At 39.2% G+C, this 20,926-nt stretch carries 25 protein-coding genes and 1 pseudogene; 18 read left to right on the plus strand and 8 right to left on the minus strand.

Annotated features, from left to right (window positions below):
• Positions 1 to 12 precede the first annotated feature (12 nt).
• From BPOF4_RS03580 to BPOF4_RS03635, 12 genes are all read left to right on the plus strand, one after another.
• Positions 13 to 885 carry an ATP-binding cassette domain-containing protein gene (locus BPOF4_RS03580; RefSeq protein ID WP_012957697.1) on the plus strand — a complete coding sequence of 291 codons (873 nt, stop codon included), beginning with the start codon at positions 13 to 15 and terminating at the stop codon, positions 883 to 885.
• A gap of 66 nt (positions 886 to 951) precedes the next feature.
• A complete protein-coding gene (locus tag BPOF4_RS03585; RefSeq protein WP_012957698.1) occupies positions 952 to 1,851 on the plus strand; it encodes an ABC transporter ATP-binding protein in 900 nt (299 codons plus the stop codon).
• Positions 1,844 to 3,106, plus strand: coding sequence for an ABC transporter permease (locus BPOF4_RS03590; RefSeq protein WP_012957699.1), 1,263 nt, complete (start codon positions 1,844 to 1,846; stop codon positions 3,104 to 3,106). Before BPOF4_RS03585 ends, BPOF4_RS03590 begins: the two co-directional genes overlap by 8 nt.
• Positions 3,107 to 3,211: 105 nt before the next feature.
• The gene (locus tag BPOF4_RS03595; protein WP_012957700.1) at positions 3,212 to 3,478 is read left to right on the plus strand and encodes a hypothetical protein; all 267 of its coding nucleotides are present in this window, start codon (positions 3,212 to 3,214) and stop codon (positions 3,476 to 3,478) included.
• Between the two features lie 33 nt (positions 3,479 to 3,511).
• Positions 3,512 to 4,270, plus strand: coding sequence for a membrane protein insertase YidC (yidC, locus tag BPOF4_RS03600; protein WP_012957701.1), 759 nt, complete (start codon positions 3,512 to 3,514; stop codon positions 4,268 to 4,270).
• A 106-nt stretch (positions 4,271 to 4,376) separates the two neighbouring features.
• Positions 4,377 to 4,727 (plus strand): hypothetical protein, encoded by a 351-nt coding sequence (locus BPOF4_RS03605; RefSeq protein WP_012957702.1) that lies wholly within the window; start codon positions 4,377 to 4,379, stop codon positions 4,725 to 4,727.
• 382 nt (positions 4,728 to 5,109) lie between these two features.
• Complete coding sequence (locus BPOF4_RS03610; RefSeq protein WP_012957703.1) at positions 5,110 to 5,793, plus strand: response regulator transcription factor; 684 nt, start codon at positions 5,110 to 5,112, stop codon at positions 5,791 to 5,793.
• Complete coding sequence (locus tag BPOF4_RS03615; RefSeq protein ID WP_012957704.1) at positions 5,790 to 7,187, plus strand: sensor histidine kinase; 1,398 nt, start codon at positions 5,790 to 5,792, stop codon at positions 7,185 to 7,187. The genes BPOF4_RS03610 and BPOF4_RS03615 overlap by 4 nt, the downstream gene beginning before the upstream one ends.
• A 73-nt stretch (positions 7,188 to 7,260) precedes the next feature.
• A complete protein-coding gene (locus BPOF4_RS03620) occupies positions 7,261 to 8,457 on the plus strand; it encodes an MFS transporter (RefSeq protein WP_012957705.1) in 1,197 nt (398 codons plus the stop codon).
• A gap of 131 nt (positions 8,458 to 8,588) precedes the next feature.
• On the plus strand, positions 8,589 to 9,548 hold the full coding sequence (yhaM, locus tag BPOF4_RS03625; RefSeq protein ID WP_012957706.1) for a 3'-5' exoribonuclease YhaM: 960 nt from the start codon (positions 8,589 to 8,591) through the stop codon (positions 9,546 to 9,548).
• A 62-nt stretch (positions 9,549 to 9,610) separates the two neighbouring features.
• Entirely contained in the window at positions 9,611 to 9,895 is a 285-nt protein-coding gene (locus tag BPOF4_RS03630) for a sporulation YhaL family protein (protein WP_012957707.1), read from the plus strand.
• Positions 9,896 to 10,043: 148 nt separating this feature from the next.
• Positions 10,044 to 10,553: a DUF421 domain-containing protein gene (locus BPOF4_RS03635; protein WP_012957708.1), complete on the plus strand. Its 510-nt coding sequence runs from the start codon at positions 10,044 to 10,046 to the stop codon at positions 10,551 to 10,553.
• A 267-nt stretch (positions 10,554 to 10,820) separates the two neighbouring features.
• Here BPOF4_RS03635 and BPOF4_RS21520 read toward each other — a convergent pair whose 3' ends face one another.
• Positions 10,821 to 10,943, minus strand: coding sequence for a YjcZ family sporulation protein (locus BPOF4_RS21520; protein WP_012957709.1), 123 nt, complete (start codon positions 10,941 to 10,943; stop codon positions 10,821 to 10,823).
• A 147-nt stretch (positions 10,944 to 11,090) separates the two neighbouring features.
• Positions 11,091 to 12,005 (minus strand): peptidylprolyl isomerase, encoded by a 915-nt coding sequence (locus tag BPOF4_RS03640; RefSeq protein ID WP_012957710.1) that lies wholly within the window; start codon positions 12,003 to 12,005, stop codon positions 11,091 to 11,093.
• Between the two features lie 288 nt (positions 12,006 to 12,293).
• On the opposite strand from BPOF4_RS03640, the gene BPOF4_RS21525 reads away from it, so the two are divergent.
• Both BPOF4_RS21525 and BPOF4_RS21530 read left to right on the plus strand, forming a co-directional pair.
• A complete protein-coding gene (locus tag BPOF4_RS21525; RefSeq protein WP_075683146.1) occupies positions 12,294 to 12,380 on the plus strand; it encodes a YjcZ family sporulation protein in 87 nt (28 codons plus the stop codon).
• Positions 12,381 to 12,436: 56 nt separating this feature from the next.
• Positions 12,437 to 12,526 (plus strand): YjcZ family sporulation protein, encoded by a 90-nt coding sequence (locus tag BPOF4_RS21530; RefSeq protein WP_022626469.1) that lies wholly within the window; start codon positions 12,437 to 12,439, stop codon positions 12,524 to 12,526.
• Positions 12,527 to 12,745: 219 nt separating this feature from the next.
• Here the strand turns inward: BPOF4_RS21530 and BPOF4_RS22595 are convergent, their stop codons facing one another.
• Positions 12,746 to 12,925, minus strand: coding sequence for a hypothetical protein (locus BPOF4_RS22595; RefSeq protein ID WP_012957711.1), 180 nt, complete (start codon positions 12,923 to 12,925; stop codon positions 12,746 to 12,748).
• Between the two features lie 168 nt (positions 12,926 to 13,093).
• On the opposite strand from BPOF4_RS22595, the gene BPOF4_RS03650 reads away from it, so the two are divergent.
• Positions 13,094 to 13,687 carry a YpmS family protein gene (locus tag BPOF4_RS03650; protein WP_012957712.1) on the plus strand — a complete coding sequence of 198 codons (594 nt, stop codon included), beginning with the start codon at positions 13,094 to 13,096 and terminating at the stop codon, positions 13,685 to 13,687.
• Between the two features lie 47 nt (positions 13,688 to 13,734).
• Here BPOF4_RS03650 and BPOF4_RS03655 read toward each other — a convergent pair whose 3' ends face one another.
• The 5 genes from BPOF4_RS03655 to BPOF4_RS03680 form a co-directional block, all read right to left on the minus strand.
• On the minus strand, positions 13,735 to 14,280 hold the full coding sequence (locus BPOF4_RS03655; RefSeq protein ID WP_012957713.1) for a DUF3267 domain-containing protein: 546 nt from the start codon (positions 14,278 to 14,280) through the stop codon (positions 13,735 to 13,737).
• 228 nt (positions 14,281 to 14,508) lie between these two features.
• Positions 14,509 to 15,105 carry an HTH-type transcriptional regulator Hpr gene (locus BPOF4_RS03660; RefSeq protein ID WP_012957714.1) on the minus strand — a complete coding sequence of 199 codons (597 nt, stop codon included), beginning with the start codon at positions 15,103 to 15,105 and terminating at the stop codon, positions 14,509 to 14,511.
• A 186-nt stretch (positions 15,106 to 15,291) separates the two neighbouring features.
• On the minus strand, positions 15,292 to 15,639 hold the full coding sequence (locus BPOF4_RS03665) for a YtxH domain-containing protein (RefSeq protein WP_012957715.1): 348 nt from the start codon (positions 15,637 to 15,639) through the stop codon (positions 15,292 to 15,294).
• Positions 15,640 to 15,947: 308 nt separating this feature from the next.
• Positions 15,948 to 17,036 carry a 3-phosphoserine/phosphohydroxythreonine transaminase gene (gene serC / locus BPOF4_RS03675; protein ID WP_012957717.1) on the minus strand — a complete coding sequence of 363 codons (1,089 nt, stop codon included), beginning with the start codon at positions 17,034 to 17,036 and terminating at the stop codon, positions 15,948 to 15,950.
• Positions 17,037 to 17,173: 137 nt separating this feature from the next.
• On the minus strand, positions 17,174 to 17,608 hold the full coding sequence (locus BPOF4_RS03680; protein WP_012957718.1) for an HIT family protein: 435 nt from the start codon (positions 17,606 to 17,608) through the stop codon (positions 17,174 to 17,176).
• A 211-nt stretch (positions 17,609 to 17,819) separates the two neighbouring features.
• On the opposite strand from BPOF4_RS03680, the gene BPOF4_RS03685 reads away from it, so the two are divergent.
• The 3 genes and pseudogenes from BPOF4_RS03685 (at position 17,820) to BPOF4_RS03700 (ending at position 20,850) form a co-directional block, all read left to right on the plus strand.
• Entirely contained in the window at positions 17,820 to 19,406 is a 1,587-nt protein-coding gene (locus tag BPOF4_RS03685) for a long-chain-fatty-acid--CoA ligase (protein ID WP_012957719.1), read from the plus strand.
• 113 nt (positions 19,407 to 19,519) lie between these two features.
• Positions 19,520 to 20,002, plus strand: a pseudogene (locus tag BPOF4_RS03690) (DUF3885 domain-containing protein); the annotation flags it as partial.
• 362 nt (positions 20,003 to 20,364) lie between these two features.
• On the plus strand, positions 20,365 to 20,850 hold the full coding sequence (locus tag BPOF4_RS03700; protein ID WP_012957722.1) for a PCYCGC domain-containing protein: 486 nt from the start codon (positions 20,365 to 20,367) through the stop codon (positions 20,848 to 20,850).
• The last annotated feature ends 76 nt before the right edge of the window (positions 20,851 to 20,926 follow it).

Below are 20,926 nucleotides of genomic sequence, written 5' to 3' on the forward strand. Positions count from 1 at the left end.
GAGGGATATGTAATGATTTTGTTACAGGACATATACAAAAAGGTAGATAAGAGCTTTGAACTAGGCCCCTTATCTTGCCAAATTGAACCGGGCAGTATTGTAGCACTCGTTGGGAATAACGGGGCTGGAAAGTCCACATTATTTCAAACCATAATGGAATTAGTGAAAAAAGAGTCTGGGGAAATAGACTATCACTTTGGGACAGATCGTGAAAACGGATGGAAACAGGCTTTTGCTTATGTCCCGCAAACACCGTTGATGTACCACGGGTTTACAATAGCCCAATTAGCAGATTTCTTTGAAATGAGCTATCCGGGTTGGAATCGTAATGAGTTTGACAGGCTTACTTCATTATTTGATTTACCCTTAAAGAAACAAGTCGAAAAACTTTCAGGGGGGATGCAGAAAAAAGCGATGCTTTCATTAACATTAGCAAGGCAATCAAAGGTTTTACTCTTAGATGAGCCTTTAGCTGGAGTTGATTTTGAAGGCCAGGAACAAATGAGAGATGAAATGGTTCGATATATGGAAAGGGCAGAGGATCAAACGATTTTGTTATCAACTCACTCAGCTGATGAAATTAGAACACTCGCAGACTATATTTTGTTAATGAAAGAAGGACATCTTCTCAATCAGTATGAAAAAGACAGCCTGATCGCATCTTGGAGCCGTATTTGGGTGGAGGGAGATACATCTGCCCTTAAAAATCTCAAAGGCATGGTTTCAACTAGCAAGCAGGGTTCATTAGTTGAATGCGTAACGTCCAATGCGTTTGAGGTTGAACAAGAATTGAAGAAGATGGGTGCTACAGTCACATCGGTTCAACCACTAGAGCTAAGAGAAATCTTGCGCATTATCTTAAAAGAAGAAACGAAATCAGCATAAGAACGTATAACATAAGAACCTATAAAACTAGTGCGAACAAGAAAATAAAGGAAAGGCGGGAGTGAGATGACGCTTAAAATTAATAACATTACGAAACGCTTTGGTCAATCTGTGGCGGTTGATCAGCTGTCACTAGAAATTCCAAGCGGAGAAATGTTTGGAATGCTTGGAGCAAATGGGGCGGGAAAAACAACCACCTTTCGAATGATGCTTGGTCTCCTAGAACCGACGGAGGGGGAAATGACTTGGAAAGGGGAGAAAATTGATTATTCCCGGACAAATGTCATTGGGTATTTACCGGAAGAGCGAGGACTATATCCAAAACTTAAAGTAAGAGACCAGCTTATCTACTTAGGACGCCTGAAAGGGATGCACAAAAAAGACATTATCCCAGAAATGCGAATGTGGCTTGAACGATTTAAAGTGACGGATTATGAAACGAAACGCATTGAAGAATTATCAAAGGGAAACCAGCAAAAAATTCAGTTTATCGCATCCGTCATCCACAGGCCTGAGCTGCTTATATTAGATGAACCTTTCAGCGGACTTGACCCAGTTAATGCTGAATTACTAAAAGAAGCCGTAATCGATCTGAAAAAGAAAGGCACGACAATTGTCTTTTCCAGCCATAGAATGGACCACGTCGAAGAACTGTGCCAGCATTTATGCATCCTCCGTCATGGCACACCAGTGGTTAAAGGGGAGCTTCGCGAGATTAAGCGCAGCTTCAGAAATAAATTTATTGTAATCGAAGGAGAAAGGTCGTTTGAGACGCTTAAAAACCTCCCTGGTGTTAAGAAGTTTCAGCAAAAGCAGGGAGGCGTGCGTCTACAGGTGGAAGATGAAGAAGTGGCAAAAGTCATTTTTGCAGAAGTGGCAAAGTCCGGATATGTGAGGCGGTTTGAAGTAGAAGAGCCAAGCCTTCAAGATATATTTATCGAGAAAGTAGGGACTGCATATGCGTAATTTTGGAATCATTCTAGCTCATACTTATAAAAACCGTCTCATGTCTAAGGCCTTCCTCATTTCGACTGTCATTACTCTGGCCTTTATGCTTGTTCTTACAAATATGGATCGTATTTTCATGATGTTTGAAGAAGATGCAGAGAGCCGCGCAGTAGAAGTTGCTGTTGTAGAAGAGGGCAGTGAGCTGTATGAACCTTTAAATGAACAGCTTATGCAGCATGAAGACCGCATCCAGCTTACTAGAACTTCATTAAGTGAAGAGGAAGCGTTGGAAGCCGTATCAAGCGGGGAATTTGGTGCAGTCCTTGTAGTTAATAGAGATAGCGCTGGTGACATTCAAGCAACGTATTATTCGGACTCTCTAACTCAGCAATTTACACCAATCCAGCTGCAAAATGCTCTGCAGCACATTAAAGAAACAGAAGCAACACAAGAACTGGGACTTAGCGGTGAAGTGTTAGCAGATATTTACTCACCGATCACATTTGAAACATCTACAGTGAGTGATACGGCGCGAACAGAAAGTGAATTAAACCAAGCAAGGTCGATTGTATATGTGCTTCTGTTCGTCATTTATTTTTCTGTATTAATCTTTGGAAATATGATTGCAACTGAAATAGCTACAGAAAAGTCTTCACGTGTTATGGAGATTCTTGTTTCTAGTGCCTCGCCAGTCGCACAGATGTTTGGAAAAATAGTTGGGATAGGGTTATTAGCATTGACGCAATACGGGTTGATCTTTCTAGTAGTCATTCTTAGTTCATTAGCAGGAGCCGAGCAGGCTGAAGGCGGCCTTTCGATGCTTCAAGCGCTGTTTTCAGAGGATATTCCGCTAGATTTAATTGGATTTGCTGTGTTGTTTTTCGTATTAGGCTATTTGCTGTATGCGACTCTTGCGGCGACTCTAGGCTCCTTAGTCAGTCGTATTGAAGATGTCAATCAAGTCATCGGTCCAATGAATCTGCTTGTGATCGTAGCATTTTTCATAGCTATGTTTGGCTTAAATGCACCTGAATCAAGTTTTATCACGGTTACTTCCTTTATCCCGTTTTTTAGTCCAATGATTATGTTCTTACGTGTCGGGATGCTTTCTATACCCCTATGGGAACTATTATTATCAATCGGTCTTCTTCTGGCATCAATTGGACTTTTAGCGACAATTGGAGCAAGAATCTTCAAAGGCGGTGTATTATTATACGGTAAGAGCTCAGCATTAAAGGATATTGGCCGCGCTCTTAGAATGACAAGAAAATAACGAAACAAGAGTAAGAATAATTAATGTACTGGAAATAAGAGTGGATTTGTATCTGAAGTATCTTATGATATGATGAGATTATTAAAAGGAAAGGAGGGCGAATAGATGATTGAGTTTATAACAGATATGACGATGCTTTGGTTAAGTGTTGTTATGACAGTACTTTTAGTTGCCGCTTTTGCGAGAGCGAGTGTGGCAGGAGTTTGGTTTACGTTTCATATGACAAGTAAAAAGCAGTTAAGCCAAACAGAACATCAACCGTTAGTCATAGCTGCTCTCATTCGCCCTTCATCAAATCCATATCGACCTAAGATACCATCTGTATTTGATAAGGGCCAGTCTGATGATGAGCCGCACTCTCTTGTTGTTTAACTAAAATAGTTAAAACAACAAGGAGGAATAAAGTTGAAAAAAGTATTATGGATCATAATAATCATCTTAATGGTAGGTGCATTAGCAGGCTGTGGTGCGAACGGTCAGCCGATTACTGCAGAAACAGAGGGGATTTGGAATCACTTCTTTGTTTACCCGCTTTCTTGGGTTCTGATAAGTGTAGCAGATCTATTGAATGGAAGCTTTGGATTATCGATTATTGTTGTGACAATAGGCATCCGGCTATTCTTACTACCATTGATGATCAAGCAGCAAAAAAGCAGCCGTGCAATGCAGGCATTGCGTCCCGAGATGGAAGCTTTGCAGAAAAAGTACGGTCAAGGAACAAAGCGTGATCCAAAAGACCAGCAGAAAATGCAAAAAGAATTGATGGCTTTATATAAAGACAGCGGAGTTAATCCAATGGCTGGTTGTTTACCGCTTTTTATTCAATTACCGGTGATGATGGCTTTTTATTTTGCGATCATGCGCACAGAAGTGATTGCTCTACATTCATTTTTATGGTTTGATCTAGGTTCACCAGATCCTTTATATATCTTACCTGTTGTAGCAGGAATTACGACGTTCCTCCAAGTGAAAATGACTTCATTTCAATTAAATGATCAAATGAAAGTGATTATTTATATTATGCCAGTCATGATTGTCGTAGCTGGAGTTACGTTACCATCAGCTTTATCATTGTATTGGGTAGTAGGAAATCTATTTATGATTATCCAAACCTATTTTACTGTAGTAAGGTTTGAACAATTGAAAACGGATATTTCTAAGTGATGTTTAAGAGGATGCCTTCATATATTGAGGGGTCCTCTTTTGTTTGTCGTGATATTCACCTACCTCTTCATCCATGCATAAAATGGGCAATGAAGGAGGAGATAAGATGAATCAGGTGCAAGAAATGCAATCATTGTGTCAGCAATATATGAATCAAGCAGTGCATACTCAAATGAATGGTCAGCCTGCCTATAACGGTGTGATAGAGAATGTCGATAATGAATATCTTTACTTGCTCGTGCCGGTAGATGAATTCGGGCAATATATGGATTTGGCAGATTTAATGGGAGATTATCAACAGAATCAAATGGTACGTTCTTATCAAGATCAGCGTTATCCATATTATGCATACAATCCTTATTACCAGCCTTATTTCTATCCATATTACCCTAGGCCAAGAGGGTGGAATCGTTTAATCCTTCCGCTAGCAGCCCTGACTGCGATCGCTTTATTATAGGTGACATTTATATAAAATGGGCTCAAATTTGAGTCCATTTTCCGTTTCACAATATGGGTAAATTAATTGTGGGAAATCTAGTTATTTCATGTTATTTGTCATGATTAGATAGTCTCAAATGCTAATTTGCGTGATAATAATAGTGGGAAACAAGTATTTTTACAGCAAAAGACATTATCTTTACTTCCCCGGGAAATAATCGACGACATCTTCCTAATTATGCAAGTTGAAAGGGATCATGCTTGCCTTTATTTCCTGATGACCGTTTAAATTATGTGATTAGTGGAAAATGTACTAAAATAGGTGTAAAGTCAAATTAGTCATATGAGTGTTCATAACACTTGATTAATTTGTCCGTATAGACAAGAAGGAGGATGCGGGAATGGGACAATATCTCGTTTATCTCGTTGAGGATGAACAAAATTTATCAGAAGTATTAAAGGCCTACCTTGAAAAAGAAGGTTGGGAAGTACGTGTATTTAATGACGGAGATGCTGCTCGTGATGCAATTGAAGACAAGCCTCATTTATGGATTCTGGATATTATGCTGCCTGGAACAGACGGGTATCAACTATTAAAAGGCATTAAAGAAAATGGAGATACACCTGTTATCTTTATTTCAGCGCGTGACCAAGACTTAGATCGTGTCTTAGGTCTAGAAATGGGAAGTGATGATTACTTAGCGAAGCCATTCTTGCCGCAAGAACTGATCATCCGAGCTAAAAAGCTAATAAATCGTGTATATGGCTCAGCTTCTCAAGACCAGAAGAAAATTGAACTTAATCAATACCTTATTGATCCTGTCGGTCGTACGGTTGTCGATTCAGAAGTGAGCGAAGAAGAAATTGTTGATTTAACAACAAAAGAAATGGACCTTATCTTGCTTCTAACAGGTGAAATTGGTAAAGCATTTTCACGTGAGAAGATTATTGAACATGTATGGGGTGAGAATTATTTCGGCTCTGAACGTGCTGTCGATGATGTCGTACGTCGTGTGCGTAAGAAGATGCCGCGTATTCATTTAGAAACTTTATATGGATACGGGTATAGGGTTCTTTCTTCATGATCAAAGTGAACTTAGCCAAGCGAATCTGGCTTGCTTTTATTTCACTCATTGTTTTAGTTGCTTTATCAATTATTATTATTTACCCAATCTCGATTAAAGGGACACTTACTGAAGAAACGTACCGATTAATTGAGACGGCACAAACAAGATATGCGTATCCTTTGCTGGACTTAATCGACCCAAGAGATGAAGCCGGCGACTTTATGGATCGCCGAGAAGCAGGAGATATCGGTCATTTCTTTATACATGATACGGTTGGACGAGCCCCTGTCGGTGATTCGTTCCCTCCTCCTGATATTTTACTTGAGATGGCACAGAATGCGTACAAGCAGGAGGCAAACCGAGGGCGTTATGAAATTCAGTACGGCGAAGCCACGGTATTCTATGTCATTTCAAAAGCTCAGGTTCAAGGCACTCCAGGATTCCATATTTCCTATATGTGGGATACGTATCGTGATCAAATGGTAAATAGATTATGGGAGAGGCTATTATATCTTTTATTACTAACAAGTGGTCTGAGTCTATTACCTGCGATATGGCTGAAGCATTACTTGCGCCAGCCGCTGATTGTGCTTGGGAATCATCTAGAACAAATAGCGAACCGTGATTGGCAGGAGCCTCTTAAATGGGACGGAGATGAAGATTTTCAGCGTCTTTCTGACCAATTTGAGAAGATGAGGCAGAATTTAAACAGTTATGATAGAGCACAGAAAACATTCATACAGCATGCTTCACATGAGTTGAAAACACCTATCATGGTCATTAAAAGTTATGCGCAATCTGTTAAAGATGGTATTCTGCCTAAAGATAACATGGAACAGACAATGAATGTGATTATTGAAGAAGCAAACCGAATGGAGCGCCGTGTTGTAGACATGCTTTACTACACGAAGCTTGACTCGTTAAAAGAAGAGACACCAAAACATGAAGAGATCATTTTTGGATCACTTGCTTTCCAAATTGAAGAACGATTCCGCGTGCAGCGAGAGGATGTTAAGATCAAAGTCATTGGTCCTGAGACTAAGATTTATGGTGATATTGAGCAATTGGAAGTGCTTTTAGAGAACTTGGTTGAAAATGCTCTTCGCTACGCAGTCGATACGATTTGGATTACAGCCAAGGAATTAGATGATCATGTAGAAGTGAGTGTTGAGAACAACGGAGAAGCGATTCCTGAGGTCGACCTGCCGCAGATCTTTAATCCTTTCTATAAAGGAAATAAAGGGAAGTTTGGGCTTGGTCTTGCTATTGTGAAAAGGATCGCTGAGCTTCACGGGGGACAGCCTAAGATTGAAAATAGTGAGGTTGGTGTGAAGTTTATTATAGAGTTTCCGAAGCCTTATAAAAAACCAAAAGACCAGCCAAAATCAAAGAAAAAGGAGAAGAAGTCGTAGATTGACGCTTCTTCTTTTTCCATTTATACTTATTTCGTTACACTAATTTTTTGTTGTAGAGAAGGTTACGCACATGAAAAATAAAGAATTTAAGTCTTTATTCATGCTTATGATTAATATGTTTGTGGTCATGATGGGGATTGGATTAGTTATTCCTATTTTGCCCTATTATGTAGAAGCATTTGGGGCATCGAGCTTTGAATTAGGTTTACTCATTGCTGTTTTTTCCTTTATGCAGTTTTTATTGGCGCCTTTTTGGGGAAGGATGTCAGATAAATTTGGCAGGAAGCCTTTAATTGCGATTGGTATGTTTGGTTTTGCTGGGGCAGAATTTATTTTCGCCTTTGCTACGGAGCTCTGGATGCTGTTTCTTTCGCGGATACTTGCCGGTTCCTTTGGTTCGGCTGTTATGCCATCCGCTATGGCCTATGTCTCAGACCGTACATCTTCCGAAAAGCGCGGACATGGGATGGGAATGCTCGGTGCAGCGATGGCACTTGGAATCGTAGTCGGTCCTGGAATTGGGGGTTGGCTGGCTGAAGTTAGCTTATCTTTGCCGTTTCTTTTTGCAGGAATAGCAGCCACTCTTGCGGGAATCTTTTCATTATTTCTATTGCCGGAATCATTATCGAAGGAAAAGCGAATGGAACTTGAAGATTCTGCTGACCGCAGCAATCAATTTTCCCAAATGTGGCATGCACTTAAAAGTCCGGTTGGATTCCTATTAATCCTTGTTTTTGGCTTAAGTTTTGGTTTGGCAAACTTTCAAACCATATTCGGTATGTATGCACTGCATCAGTTTGACTACTCACCTTCTCAAGTAGGTTTTATTATGGTAGTAGTTGGCGTAATAGGGGCGGTTGCTCAGGGAGGTCTTGTAGGAAGGCTTACCGTAAGGTTCGGAGATGAACGAGTGGTGTTAGGCGCACTGCTTCTAAGCGGGATCGGCTTTGTTATTATGATGCTTGCATTTGACTTTGTGACCGTTATTTTCACAACATGCTTATTCTTTTTAGGTAACTCTATTTTAAGACCTTCTGTAAACACAATGATTTCAAAGCTTGCAGGAGATCGTCAGGGAATGATAATGGGATTGAATAACTCTTTTCTAAGCCTAGGAAACGTTGCCGGGGCTCTGCTTGCAGGATTAATGTTTGAATGGAATATGTATTTGCCATACAGCATAGGAGCACTAACAATGTTTGTGGGTTTCTTTGCTACGGTTTCATGGCTTTCTAGAAGAAAAGAAACAATAAAAACTACTGCCTAAATAGTAAGAGCCCTTTTGGTGAAAGGGGCTTTTTTCGTTTAGGAAGGTCTAAACAAGTATGCTATACTTGAGAAGATGAAGCACAAAAAAGCAGATGATAAAAATAGATTTAGTATAATGAGGTGAAACGGTTGAGTAAAGGGATCCGCTATCATAAAGTAGGCGAGAAGATTGAAACCTATCTATTAATTAAGACAGCAACAAAAGGGATTGCGAGTAACGGTAAACCGTTCCTAACGTTAATCTTAGGAGATAACACAGGGGAAATAGAAGCAAAGCTGTGGGGTTGTTCGCCTGAAGATGAAGTGGCATTTGCTAGTAAAGCCATTGTCCATATACAAGGGGATGTTATTGAGTACCGTGGACGCCTTCAGTTAAAAATTGGAAGCATCAGACCTACAACTGCTATGGATAATGTAAAGGTGGCTGATTTTGTCCGGTCTGCGCCTATATCTCCAGAGGATATGCTTGAAGAAGTTACTCAATATATCTTTGAAATGAAAAATCCTACCATTCAGCGCATTACTCGATTCTTATTGAAGAAACACCAGCAAGAATTTCTAGAATCACCGGCAGCAACGAAAAACCATCATGAATTTGTGTCTGGATTAGCCTATCATGTTGTATCCATGTTAAAGATTGCAAAAGACTTGGCTGTCCTATATCCAACTCTTGATAAAGACCTTTTATATGCTGGTGTGATCTTGCACGATTTGGGTAAGGTACGTGAGTTGTCAGGGCCGATAGATACGCATTACACGATTGAAGGAAAGCTTCTTGGACATATCTCAATCATGGTAAATGAGATTGCAGATGCAGCTAAAGAATTAGAGCTTGAGGGAGAAGAGGTTTTGATTCTTCAACATATGGTGCTCAGCCATCATGGAAAAGGAGAGTGGGGCTCACCTAAAGTTCCAGTCGTGCGTGAAGCGGAAGTTCTTCATATGATCGATAATGTTGATGCGAAAATTAACATGATGGATCGCGCCTTAGAGCGGGTTCAGCCTGGTGAATTTTCTGAGCGAGTGATGGCTTTAGATAATCGCAGTTTCTACAAGCCTGCTTTTCATGAACCTCCATTAGATATCTAGTTCTATTTATCTCTCCTGTTACATATTCTCTACTAAAAGAAGACAAGCAGGGGGGATATGAATTGGAGAAACGACAAAAAAACCAACGACTAGCGTTGATATTACTAATAATTTTAGCAGTATTATTCGTGTTAACTCAGACAGCTATTGGAGCAGTGCTGTTAGCAAGTCCATGGTGGGTGTATTTTGTTATCGGAGGAATCCTTTTAAGCGGCTACCTTTCAATGAAATACTCACGTGAGGAACGTGAATTCGAACAAGAATGGATTGAAAAAGAAGGCAATGTATATATGGAGAGGCTGGCAGAAGAGAGAGCACGCCGCACTAAAGAAGGTCATAGCGATTAGCTATGACCTTCTTTTTTTAGATAGAATATTCCCGACTTTAATTTCTCAAATAGTGAAGGCAAGTTTTAAGCAGAGAAACTAATTACTTTTCGTTTAACTTTTTTTTGGGGGGGAAATGGCTAAGAAAGGATGTCAAAGGGAGGGTTATATGTTTTTCAATGGTTGGGAAATAATAGGGAGAACCTTGTTGGTAGGTGTTTTAGCTTATGTCGGGTTAATCATAATTCTTCGGGCTTCGGGTAAACGAACGCTTTCTAAGATGAATGCGTTTGATTTGATTGTTACTATCGCACTTGGCTCAACTCTTGCAACCATCCTCTTAAATAATAATGTTGCACTAGCGGAGGGGATCACCGCCTTTGTGGTCCTAGTTGCGATGCAATATATCATAGCATGGCTCTCGGTTCGATCTACTGTTGTAAGTGAAATGATCAAATCTCAGCCTGAGTTGCTTTACTATAATGGAAAATTTTATTATAGTACTATGAAGAAATCCCGTATTCTTGAGGTGGAAATACTTCAGGCAGCCCGTTCGAGTGGAATTGATTCTTTAGAAAAAGTACGCGCAGTTTTGCTTGAAACAGATGGCAATATTTCTGTGTTGAAAAAATCAGATACAGGCACAGAACAGTCCACGTTAAGAAATATTCAGAAATGACTCTTAAGGTGAATTTTTTAGCTGTTTAATGTAATTATTTCGTTATAAAATTTATATTTAAGTAAGAAATAAATTAAAATAAAAGGATAACTGAGGGATGAAAAAGTTGACTGGAAATAGGCAGCTCAATTGCTTACCTTAATAAGCAAATTAAAAAGAACTTCCAATAAAATTGGAAGTTCTTTTCTACATTTTGATCAACATTGAAAGTTGACAGAGCCTTAGCCTTCTAGCTAGCTGCAGGGTATTGTCTTTCCAGGCTTCTGTCTAGCAGCAGTAGAACGTTGAGCCTACAATGATTAATAAGATAAATAGGATCACTAGCAGGCAAAATCCGTTATCGCCGTATCCGTAATCGTAGCCGCCTTGTACTGGACCTTTTTTTGACATGAGAATCATCCTTTCAAAACTATGATTAGGGCTATCCCCTAATCTAACGTATGCAAGCGTCTAGTTTTTGACATAGGCTAGAGTGCAATTTGGGCGCTTAAGCAAGAGAAAAGCCGGCACTTATCAATTAAGGTGCCGGCTGTGTTATTATTCGGTTGTCTCTTCCGTTGGCTCACTTTCCTCAAAAAGGTCTGCAAACTCAGGGTCTTTAATATCGATCGTTGCATTGTCGACAAGGTCGCGTAATACTTCCTCTGTTGATTTAGATTGTTCTTGAATCAGTGCTTGTTCGATATCATCTGCAAAATCTTCATAACCAGATTTACGATCAGTTACTTTAATAATATGGTATCCATATTGAGATTCTACAGCATCACTTACTTCACCGACTTCTAGTCCAAAAGCAGCTTCTTCAAATTCAGGTACCATCTCGCCGGTACCGAAAAATCCTAAATCGCCACCGCGAGTAGCAGAACCATCCATTGAATATTCAGCAGCTAATTCTCCAAAGTCTTCTCCCGCTTCAATCTTTTCAAGGACTTCGTTTGCTGTTTCTTCATCTTCAACTAAAATATGACTCGCTTGAACCTGCTCAGCATAAAGCTCTTCGTTCTCTTCGTAATAAGCTTGTTTATCTTCTTCAGTTACGTTCACTTCAGATTTGGCTAACTTATCAAGAACAATTGGTGGAACAATCATATCTTCTACAAAATCATCCATAGATTCATACGTCATATTAAATTGAGCATCTAGAATTTCAAGTAATTCTTCGTCTGTTTCGACATTTAATTGTCCTTTAAAGTTCTCAATTCCTTCTTCAATTTCTTCTTCAGTCACGCCTAGTTCATCCTTAGCATCAGCAATTAGAACTCGTTGCACCATTTCCTCTAATGTTGCTTGGCCGTATCGTTCTTTCATCTTGTCATAAAATTCAGCTTCAGTTACTTCATTTCCATCCACAGTCACTACTACATTAGAATCAGTTGCAGTATCATCATTGCTGCAAGCTGCAAGAGCAGTCATACATGCAAGACCAACAGCTGCGATCATTCGTTTATTCATGAGTTCAACTCCTCAAAATTGTCGCTATTCATTGAATTTCTACGATTATGTTCCAACCATCTTGTTGAATTATCTTTAACTTCTATGTACCTTCTTAGCTGGCCCACATACTTTATACAATGAACAGTCGATCCTTCTTTCAGACATAACTATACCATAGATTACTCTGTTAGAGAATGATTTTCAGTACTGTTTAAAACGTAGTCTCAAAATTTTGGGGCAATCGCCTAGTACCTAATCAAGACATTTGCATAGTATATCCTAACAAAGCAAAGAGGAGGTGTTCTTATGTCTCAAGGATATCATGGTGGAGGTTTTGCGTTAATCGTGGTGTTGTTCATCTTATTAGTAATCGTCGGTGCAGCTTGGTGCTAGCATCTACACACCTCTTTACGGTTTAACACTTTACTAAGGGGGAGGAGGATTAAACAATGGGTCACTCTTATGGATATAACGGATTCGCGTTGATCGTCGTGTTATTTATCTTATTAGTGATTATCGGTGCTTCTTGGTGCTGCTAATCACCCAAAAAAGAATGGAGCGCTATTGCGCCCCATTCTTTTTGTTTACATAGACCTTACACTAATTTTAACGCTAGCCAAAGCAGTCGCCTTCGCTTTTTGTGTCTAGCTGCGGCTCCTTGTCTTGCGGGAAATAACGGTGCATCGAACGAAGCCAGGAGCGCTGCTCATCGCTTCCCCCTTATTTTACCGCAAGCCAAAGCAGTAGCCTTCGCTTTTCTAGGTAAACATGAATTTTACGTATGTGGATGTTAGTAAAATTGTCATTAAGATATTAATTGTGCGAAAAACTTTTGGTTGTTTTTCAGACGGGATTTCTTTGCGTTCACATAAGGCATCCGTCATTGTATTGATCATATACAAAATAAATAGGGCAAAAAATACGAGAAATAAGACCATTCAATTGCCTCCAGTCTAGCTTTGTCTTATCTTAAACTTTATCAAAACTTTTTAAAAAAAGATAGAAGTATGCATGATTTAGTTTTAATGATAAGGGGAATGCAGGGGTTAGGTGGTTTGTAAAATAGAATAAGAGTACGTATGATCAAAGGGAGAGGTGATGGAGAGATGGAGAGATCGAAAAATAAGTTTCCATTTAAATTAGCGTTTTTAACGCTGCTCGCAATAAATATTATCGTGCTTATTATTGCTTTTGTTTTTGTCATGAGATTTACAGGTCCAATTGATGAAGAACATCTATCGCAAGCTGCTCCAGTGGATAGTGAAGCAGCATTTACAATTGAGACTTCTAAAAGTAAATTAAATGGTTTAATCGCGAGGGAAATCGAAAAACAAGATGCTGGTGTTCCATATGTAGTAGAGCTTGGAGATGAATTGATTGAATTTAGGTCCGAGTTTAGTATTTTAGGTCAAAGAGTCCCTTTAGAAATGCATTTTGAACCGCAAGTGAGGGAGAATGGCGATGTTCTATTGCTAGCTGACCATATATCGGTCGGTATCTTGCAGCTTCCACAGGACCGGGCTATGCAGCTGATTAAAGAGTATGCTGACCTGCCTGAATGGGTAGATATCTATCCTGCAGATCGTTTGGCGCATATAAAAGTCACTGAAATTGATGTTGATCCGAAAATTGATTTTAGAGCAAAAGCCATCAATTTACCTGAAGATGAAATCACGTTTGAGATGATCGTAAATAATTAATTCAACATACAAAAAGCAGAATCCACACCAATGGGTTCTGCTTTTTGCTATACTGCTTGCTTTATTAGAATATGAAAGCCTTCATCATGATCCTCAATATAACACTGTTTAGGTGCTTTCATTAGGTGAGAAGCGTAAACCAAATCATAAAAGGCCAAGCCGAAATTGATCGATGTAAGGATCGAAAAATAAGGTAAAAATTGCGGCCACATAATGGATCCTACCGCACCTGCTGTTGTAATAAATACTAAAGGTGAAAATAGAGCCAATAAGTAAACATTTCGGGAAAGCGGCTCCCTTAATTTGATATCCATTAAAGGGAACAATAATTTCCTTGTACTGATTTTGATCTTTGCACGCCCGCCAAATAACCAAATGGGAAGGCAGTGAAGCAATTTATGTGTAAGGACTAACCCAAATAAACTTAACACCACTGTAACAAAGCCAAATTGAGTAAATTCAGTTGTCTGCACAATCGTGCTCATGACTAAATAATAAAATAAAAATGATAGTAAAACAGTGCTTGATGAGAACATGATTAGGCGCAACGTTCCATAATCACGAGAAATATTAATGGTCTTCCAGCAGTTCATATCTAAGCTGCACCTCCAAAACAAGTTGAACCACAAGTTGGTTGAATATAAGGTCGAATCTAATAAAAGATAACTAGTAAATTTAATGCTCAACCTAATTGAATAATTTACGCCCTTTTTCTAGGAAATGCAATACCTCTGACAAAAATAAAAGGATTTCGACAATAATAAAAAAAGACAATAAAAAAACGGAGCGATTTTTAGAAATCGTTCCGCAATTTTTTTCGGTTAAGATGACTCTTTCGTAAGAGAATGATCATCAAGCATTGGGCGTCTTGGAGACAAGCGGCCTTCTTCTTCAGTAAAGCCTTCTTCAAATTTTTGTAAGGTTTGTTCAAACATATCTACAAAATCAGGACCATAGATATGGCGAAGCATGCTCATGATTTCAGAGAATTCTGGGAATTTCCCGTATAATTCTTTGATTGGAAGGGCGCCCCCATACACTCCATATGTGCTAGGCTCATAGGTTTCTAATGTTTTTAAAAACATTTCCTTACCCTCTTCAGTTAGACAAACGTACGTATTTCGTTTATCATTCTCTTTTTTTGAAAACGTAAGGAATCCTCGTTCTTCCAGCTTCTTTGAAAAATTAAAAGCTGTTGATACATGCATCACTCCGAATTTGGCTATATCTGAAATAGACGCACCGTCAAGATGATAAGCAATCCAGAGAATATGATGTTCATTAATATTTAAATCAAATGGTTTAATCCATGTCTGCCAATCTTTTTCTACCGACTTCCAAAGTGCTTTACTTAATTGCGCAACCTTATGATTGAAAATAACAGACTGTTTTAAAGAGTAAGGTTCGTTTGGCTCCATTTTTCTCCCCCTATCACGCTTCATATTTCTTTATCTTTTATAAAGCTATTTCTGAATACTTTTATTACTTATTATGACAAGGAATGTGTCAAAAAGAAAGAGGAATTCTCTTCTTTTTAGAAATTTTCTAAAAAATGTTTGTAAATCTATATTTATATAGTGATTATTTACTAAAGAGAAAGCAGCTTAATCTAGCTGCTTCATCTGAGATACTCGGCGTTGAAGTTCTTCTGTATCTTTTCTTAGCTGATCGATACTTGGCTGAACCTCTTTTTGCCAGTCAGAAATACTTTCTTTCACTTCTGAGCTAACTGCTTTAATTGATTGAATGCCTAGCTGGGTTGTTTCTGTTACTTTTTCTTTTAATACGATGGAATCATTAGAAAATTGCTTAACACCTTTACGTACTTTTAGAACTCGATCCTTACACGTTTCTTGAAGCTCACGACCTGATGCTGGGGTAGTGAATAGAGTAGCTGTACCTGCTACTACAACTCCAGCAACAATCCCAGAAAGTAAAGATTTAATATGCATATTTTTCTCACCTCATCCATAATTGATCGTCATGTGTGCCATCTGCCGCTCATACAATAAAAAAAGGAGGGAAGATGACTATGCAGCACGCACTCATTTTATTGGTACTATCTGTAAGTTTATTATTGATGTATAGTCTCATTTATTCAATTTCAAGGTTTGTGAAAACGAAAGATGCTTCAGAGAGAACCTATTGGAGAAAAACAATATTGATCATGTTTACATGTTTTATCATCAGTGGAGTCCTATCTGGATGGCTTTTAGTATATGTCTAGAAGAGAGCTGTTCATTTACAGCTCTCTTTCTAATTAAGCGTGTTTATTTTGGAATTCAACCATGAATGCTCTTAGTGCTTCACAAGCTTCTAATGGAACAGCATTATAAATTGATGCACGACATCCCCCAACAGAACGGTGTCCACCTAAACCGACAAAGCCTTTTTCAGCTGCTTCGCTTAAGAAAGATTTAGTGAGTTCTTCGCTTTTTAAAGTGAACGTTACATTCATATGAGATCGGCTTTCATTTGTCGCATGTCCTGTATAGAAGCCATTGCTTTCATCAATGGTAGCATAAAGGAGCTGTGCTTTTTTGGCGTTTGCTTGAGCAATACCGCTTGCACCGCCTTGATCCTTCACCCACTGTAAAACATTACGAAGCATGTAGATCGCAAATGTTGGTGGGGTATGGTACAGGGAATCGGCTTTAGCATGCGTTTGGTAACGAAGAATAGTTGGAATTTGGTCATTGGCGCTCTCTAGCAAATCTTTTCTGATAATAACAACTGTTACACCAGAAGGGCCAAGATTTTTTTGTGCTCCTGCGTAAATCATTCCAAATTTGCTGACGTCAATCGGTCGCGAGAGGATATCACTCGACATGTCTGCAATTAAAGGAACATCTTTTGTATCTGGATAGGTGGACCACTGTGTACCGAAGATGGTGTTATTTGATGTAATATGAATGTATGCATCATTTGCATTAATTTCAGATGAGTTAACTTCAGGGATTGAACGGTAATTTTCATCTTTTGAAGAGGAAAGAATCTTCGCTTCGCCAACTAATTGAGCTTCTTTTAGAGCTTTTTCAGACCATGAACCACTCATAACAAAGCTTGCTGTTTTACCTTCTTTAAGCAAGTTCATCGGAATCATTGAAAATTGCAAGCTAGCGCCGCCTTGAAGAAAGAGAATCTCGTAGTTGTCAGGAATCTCTAAGAGTTCGGTTAGTAAACTTTTAGCTTCTTGATGGACTGCTTCGTATGTTTTGCTGCGGTGGCTAAGCTCCATAACTGACATGCCGCTGTCACCGAAATTAAGTAATTCTTCTTGTGCTTTTTCTAATACTGGCTTAGGCAGGGCTGAAGGGCCTGCATTAAAGTTAAAAACCTGTTTGCTCATTTCTCTCTCCACTCCTTTAATTCGGTACTACAGTAATGTTTTTTCTAATACGATTATCGTACCATAATTTATTTAAAAAAGGAGAAGAAAGGAGAGATATTTTCTGAATGTACAGAAAAAAAGAACTGACCATTTGGTCAGTTCGTAACATGTGCAGAAATAGCAGCTGCCATTTCTTGCAATTCTTCTGGCTTATAGTCTGAGCTGTGATCTTTCCATACTGCGCCAAATCCATCGCCCTTACCGTAGCGAGGAATTAAATGGACATGATAGTGAAAGACAGTTTGGCCAGCTGTTTCCCCGTTATTATTTACTATGTTTAATCCTTCAGGCTTGTATGTAGCTTTAAGGCCTTTTGCTAATTTCGGAACAACTGAGAAAAGGTGGCGGGCAAGTTCTGTATCAAGCTCAAACACATCTGCCTTGTGAGCTTTAGGTATTAATAATGTATGCCCTTTTGTAACTTGACTAATATCCATAAAAGCTAGAACCTTTTCATCTTCATAAACTTTTGCAGAAGGAATCTCTCCCTTAATGATCTTACAAAATATACAATTTACATCGTGAGACATCTTATCACCCTTTCGATTTGATTTGGATAAATATAGATTAAATATGGAGTAATTTTCTTTTTTCTACTATATCTTAGTGAGTTATGGACATGCAAGTCGTTCGTCTGTTTTGTAACAGAAGATAAACATCAGTGTGTTATTGGCACAGTAAGGGCTATATGGTATGATATAGTTAGAAAATTTAAATAAATCAGAAGCAGGAGGAACGATTATGCATGTACCTTTAGTTTTGCTTGATTTTCTAGATGGTGCTGTTGAATTATATGGGGATAAGCCAGCTATTGTCGGAGAAGAGAGAACGCTTACATATCAGCAATTAAATGAACGAGTACAACAATTGTCTTATGGATTAACAAAGCTAGGTATCCAAAAAGGAGACAAAGTTGCTTACCTTGCTCCCAATACAGAAGATATGCTTGAAGGCTTCTATGGCGTGTTTCAGGTAGGAGCAGTGATGACTTCTTTAAATACACGATTAAAGCCCGAAGATTACTTGTTTATCTTAAATCATAGTGAATCTCAAGTGCTTTTTGTTGACCAAGAATTGTACCCTCTAGTGGAGCCTGTTATTGATAAGCTAGAAACAGTAAAACACATTATCATTCATGGAGCTAAAGAGGATCAACAGGCAGGGGTTTCATATGAGCGATGGCTCAGTCAGTTTCCAACAGACGAGTTTAAACGTGTTCCTTTAGAAGAAAATGATCTAGCAAATATTTTATATACTAGCGGTACAACTGGAAATCCCAAAGGTGTTATGTTAACGCACCGCAGCAACTACCTGCATGCTTTAAGTACTCAGCATCATTTGCGTGTGAGTGATCAAGATACGTTGCTGCATGTATTGCCAATGTTCCATGTGAATGGATGGGGTTCGCCGTTTTATTACACAGCGAACGGTGCAACGCAAGTAATGCTTAGAAAAATCGATCCGAAAACTATTTTTGAAAAAATTGAGAAAAATGGGGTAACCGTAGCTCATATGGCACCTACTGTTTTAAACATGCTGCTTGAATATGCTAAAACAGAAAATGTGCCGAAAAGGGATAATATGAGAGTCGTGATCGCTGGGTCTGCTCCGCCTCCTGCATTTGTAACACGTGTGGAGGAAGAATTGGGCTGGGAGTTTATTCAAGTGTATGGAATGACTGAATCAAGCCCGCTTGTAACAACTTCTCAAATCCGTTCAGAACAGCTTTCTTTTGATGATGCAGCGAAAGCTCGTCTAAAAGCAAAAACAGGCTATTCGATGATTGGATCAAAGTTGAAGGTTGTGAATGAGTACGGTGAGAAAGTAGCGGCGGATGGCAAAAGCATCGGAGAGATTGTTGTCCGTTCAAATGGAGTTATGGAAGGCTACTGGAAAAACCCTGATGCTACGAGTGAGACGATTCGGGATGGCTGGCTGCATACGGGGGATATGGCCACTGTAGATGAACATGGTTATATGGAAATTGTAGACCGTAAAAAAGATGTCATCATCAGTGGTGGAGAAAATATTTCTTCTATTGAAGTAGAAGGCGTCCTATATGAGCACCCTGCTGTTTTAGAAGCGGCTGTCATTGCCGTTCCTCACGAGAAGTGGGGAGAAGTTCCACACGCTGTCGTCGTATTGCGTGAGGGACATCAGCTTACTGAAGAAGAAGTGATTCAATTTGCTAGAAGTAAAATGGCTCATTTTAAAGCTCCTAAAAGCGTAGTATTTGCAGAAGCACTTCCAAAAACGGCCTCTGGAAAAATCCAAAAGGTTCAAATCCGTAAAGAATATTGGGGCGAAGGAGCAAGAATGGTTAACTAATAAGCGTATGTTAAGAGAGGGAGCAGTCCAATGAGCAATCATGTAGGACTGCTTCTTTTATTTGGGGGAATAATGCAAATGATACAGGGGGTAGTCTTGTAGAAAATATTGGTTCTATCAATATAACTGATGATGAAATCCTATTAGTGATAGATGTAAATGATTTTGCTGATGGAGAAAGCTTTAAACGTAAACTAAATATCTTCTCAAAATATGTGAAGCAGAAATCCGTTTTGTTTAAGCTGCAGCAACGGAGCATTCCTTTTATTTTCTCAGAAGATGACGACGAAGGAATATATAGAACTCATCGATTTTCTTTGAAATGCACGACAGCTGATATACGTTACAGCCCTATGATAAAAGCAATCTGTAATCAAGATATGGGGCTTAAGCCAGCTATTTCTCATGATGTCTATTTTATAAATCGTGAAAAGGAAACCGTTTTTCATATTTACGATGATAGGGGCTGTGACTTGATTGCTACATCGACTGATAGAATACGGACTATTTACGACAAATATAATGACTGGATATTAGATTATGATCGCAATCAAATTGATAAAGTCTTTCAAAATAGTTCAATAACAGACAGGTAGGGTATTAGACTTTTATTTGGCCGCATGCCAGCCCAGTCGCTTTCGCTTTTCTTGTCTAACTGCGGGGCATTGTCCTTCGAGAAACTTTTGTGAATCAAACGAAGTCAAAAAGCGACTTCTTTTTGCTTCCCCTAAGTTTTCGAATGCCAGGGCATGCCCCTTCGCTTTTCTTTGTCTAGCTGCATGATTCAGGTACTCGGTGCCTTCACTTCGCCAAACGAAGCAAAAGGAGGCTTCTAATTGTCGAACCTCCAGCCTCCTCTTACCTAATCGAATCATTTCGCTTTTCTTTTTTTATTCACATTTTCTTTGGGTGGGGCGTGCTATAATACGGGTGGTTACCTTGTGAAAGGAGAATGGATATGAAGAAAATAGGTCTTTTCCTTGTAGTTATATTACTTGCTTTTCCAGCCGCTGGTTGTTCAAATGACAATGCGGTGGATGAGCATGCTGATCATTCGATGATGATGGGCGATATTCATGAAGAAACAGCATCGGCGAGTGTTTTGCCAACATTTTTAGAAAATCATCCAGATTCGATTGCACAGATTTACGAGCGTACGCCTCACTATCAAGAGCTGCTTGAACATATGCCTTGCTATTGTGGATGCGGGGAATCTGTAGGTCATCGCAGCACGTTTGATTGCTTTATTAATGAGCGTGGTGAAGACGGCTCTATTGTCTGGGATGATCACGGGGCTAAATGTGGTGTTTGCCTTGAGATAGCACATGCTTCGATGGAATTGTACGATAATGGCATGTCGGAAAAAGACATTCGTGATCTTATTGATGAGCATTATAAAGAGGGGTATGCTGAACCTACGGATACTCCACAGCCAAATGCATAAGGTAGAATAAGAAGTAGCCGAAACCGGTTACTTCTTACTTGTTTTAGAGAGGTTTTTAGGGTGCGGGTGGAGAAGG

The organism is Alkalihalophilus pseudofirmus OF4, assembly GCF_000005825.2.
Lineage (GTDB): Bacteria > Bacillota > Bacilli > Bacillales > Bacillaceae_D > Alkalihalophilus > Alkalihalophilus pseudofirmus.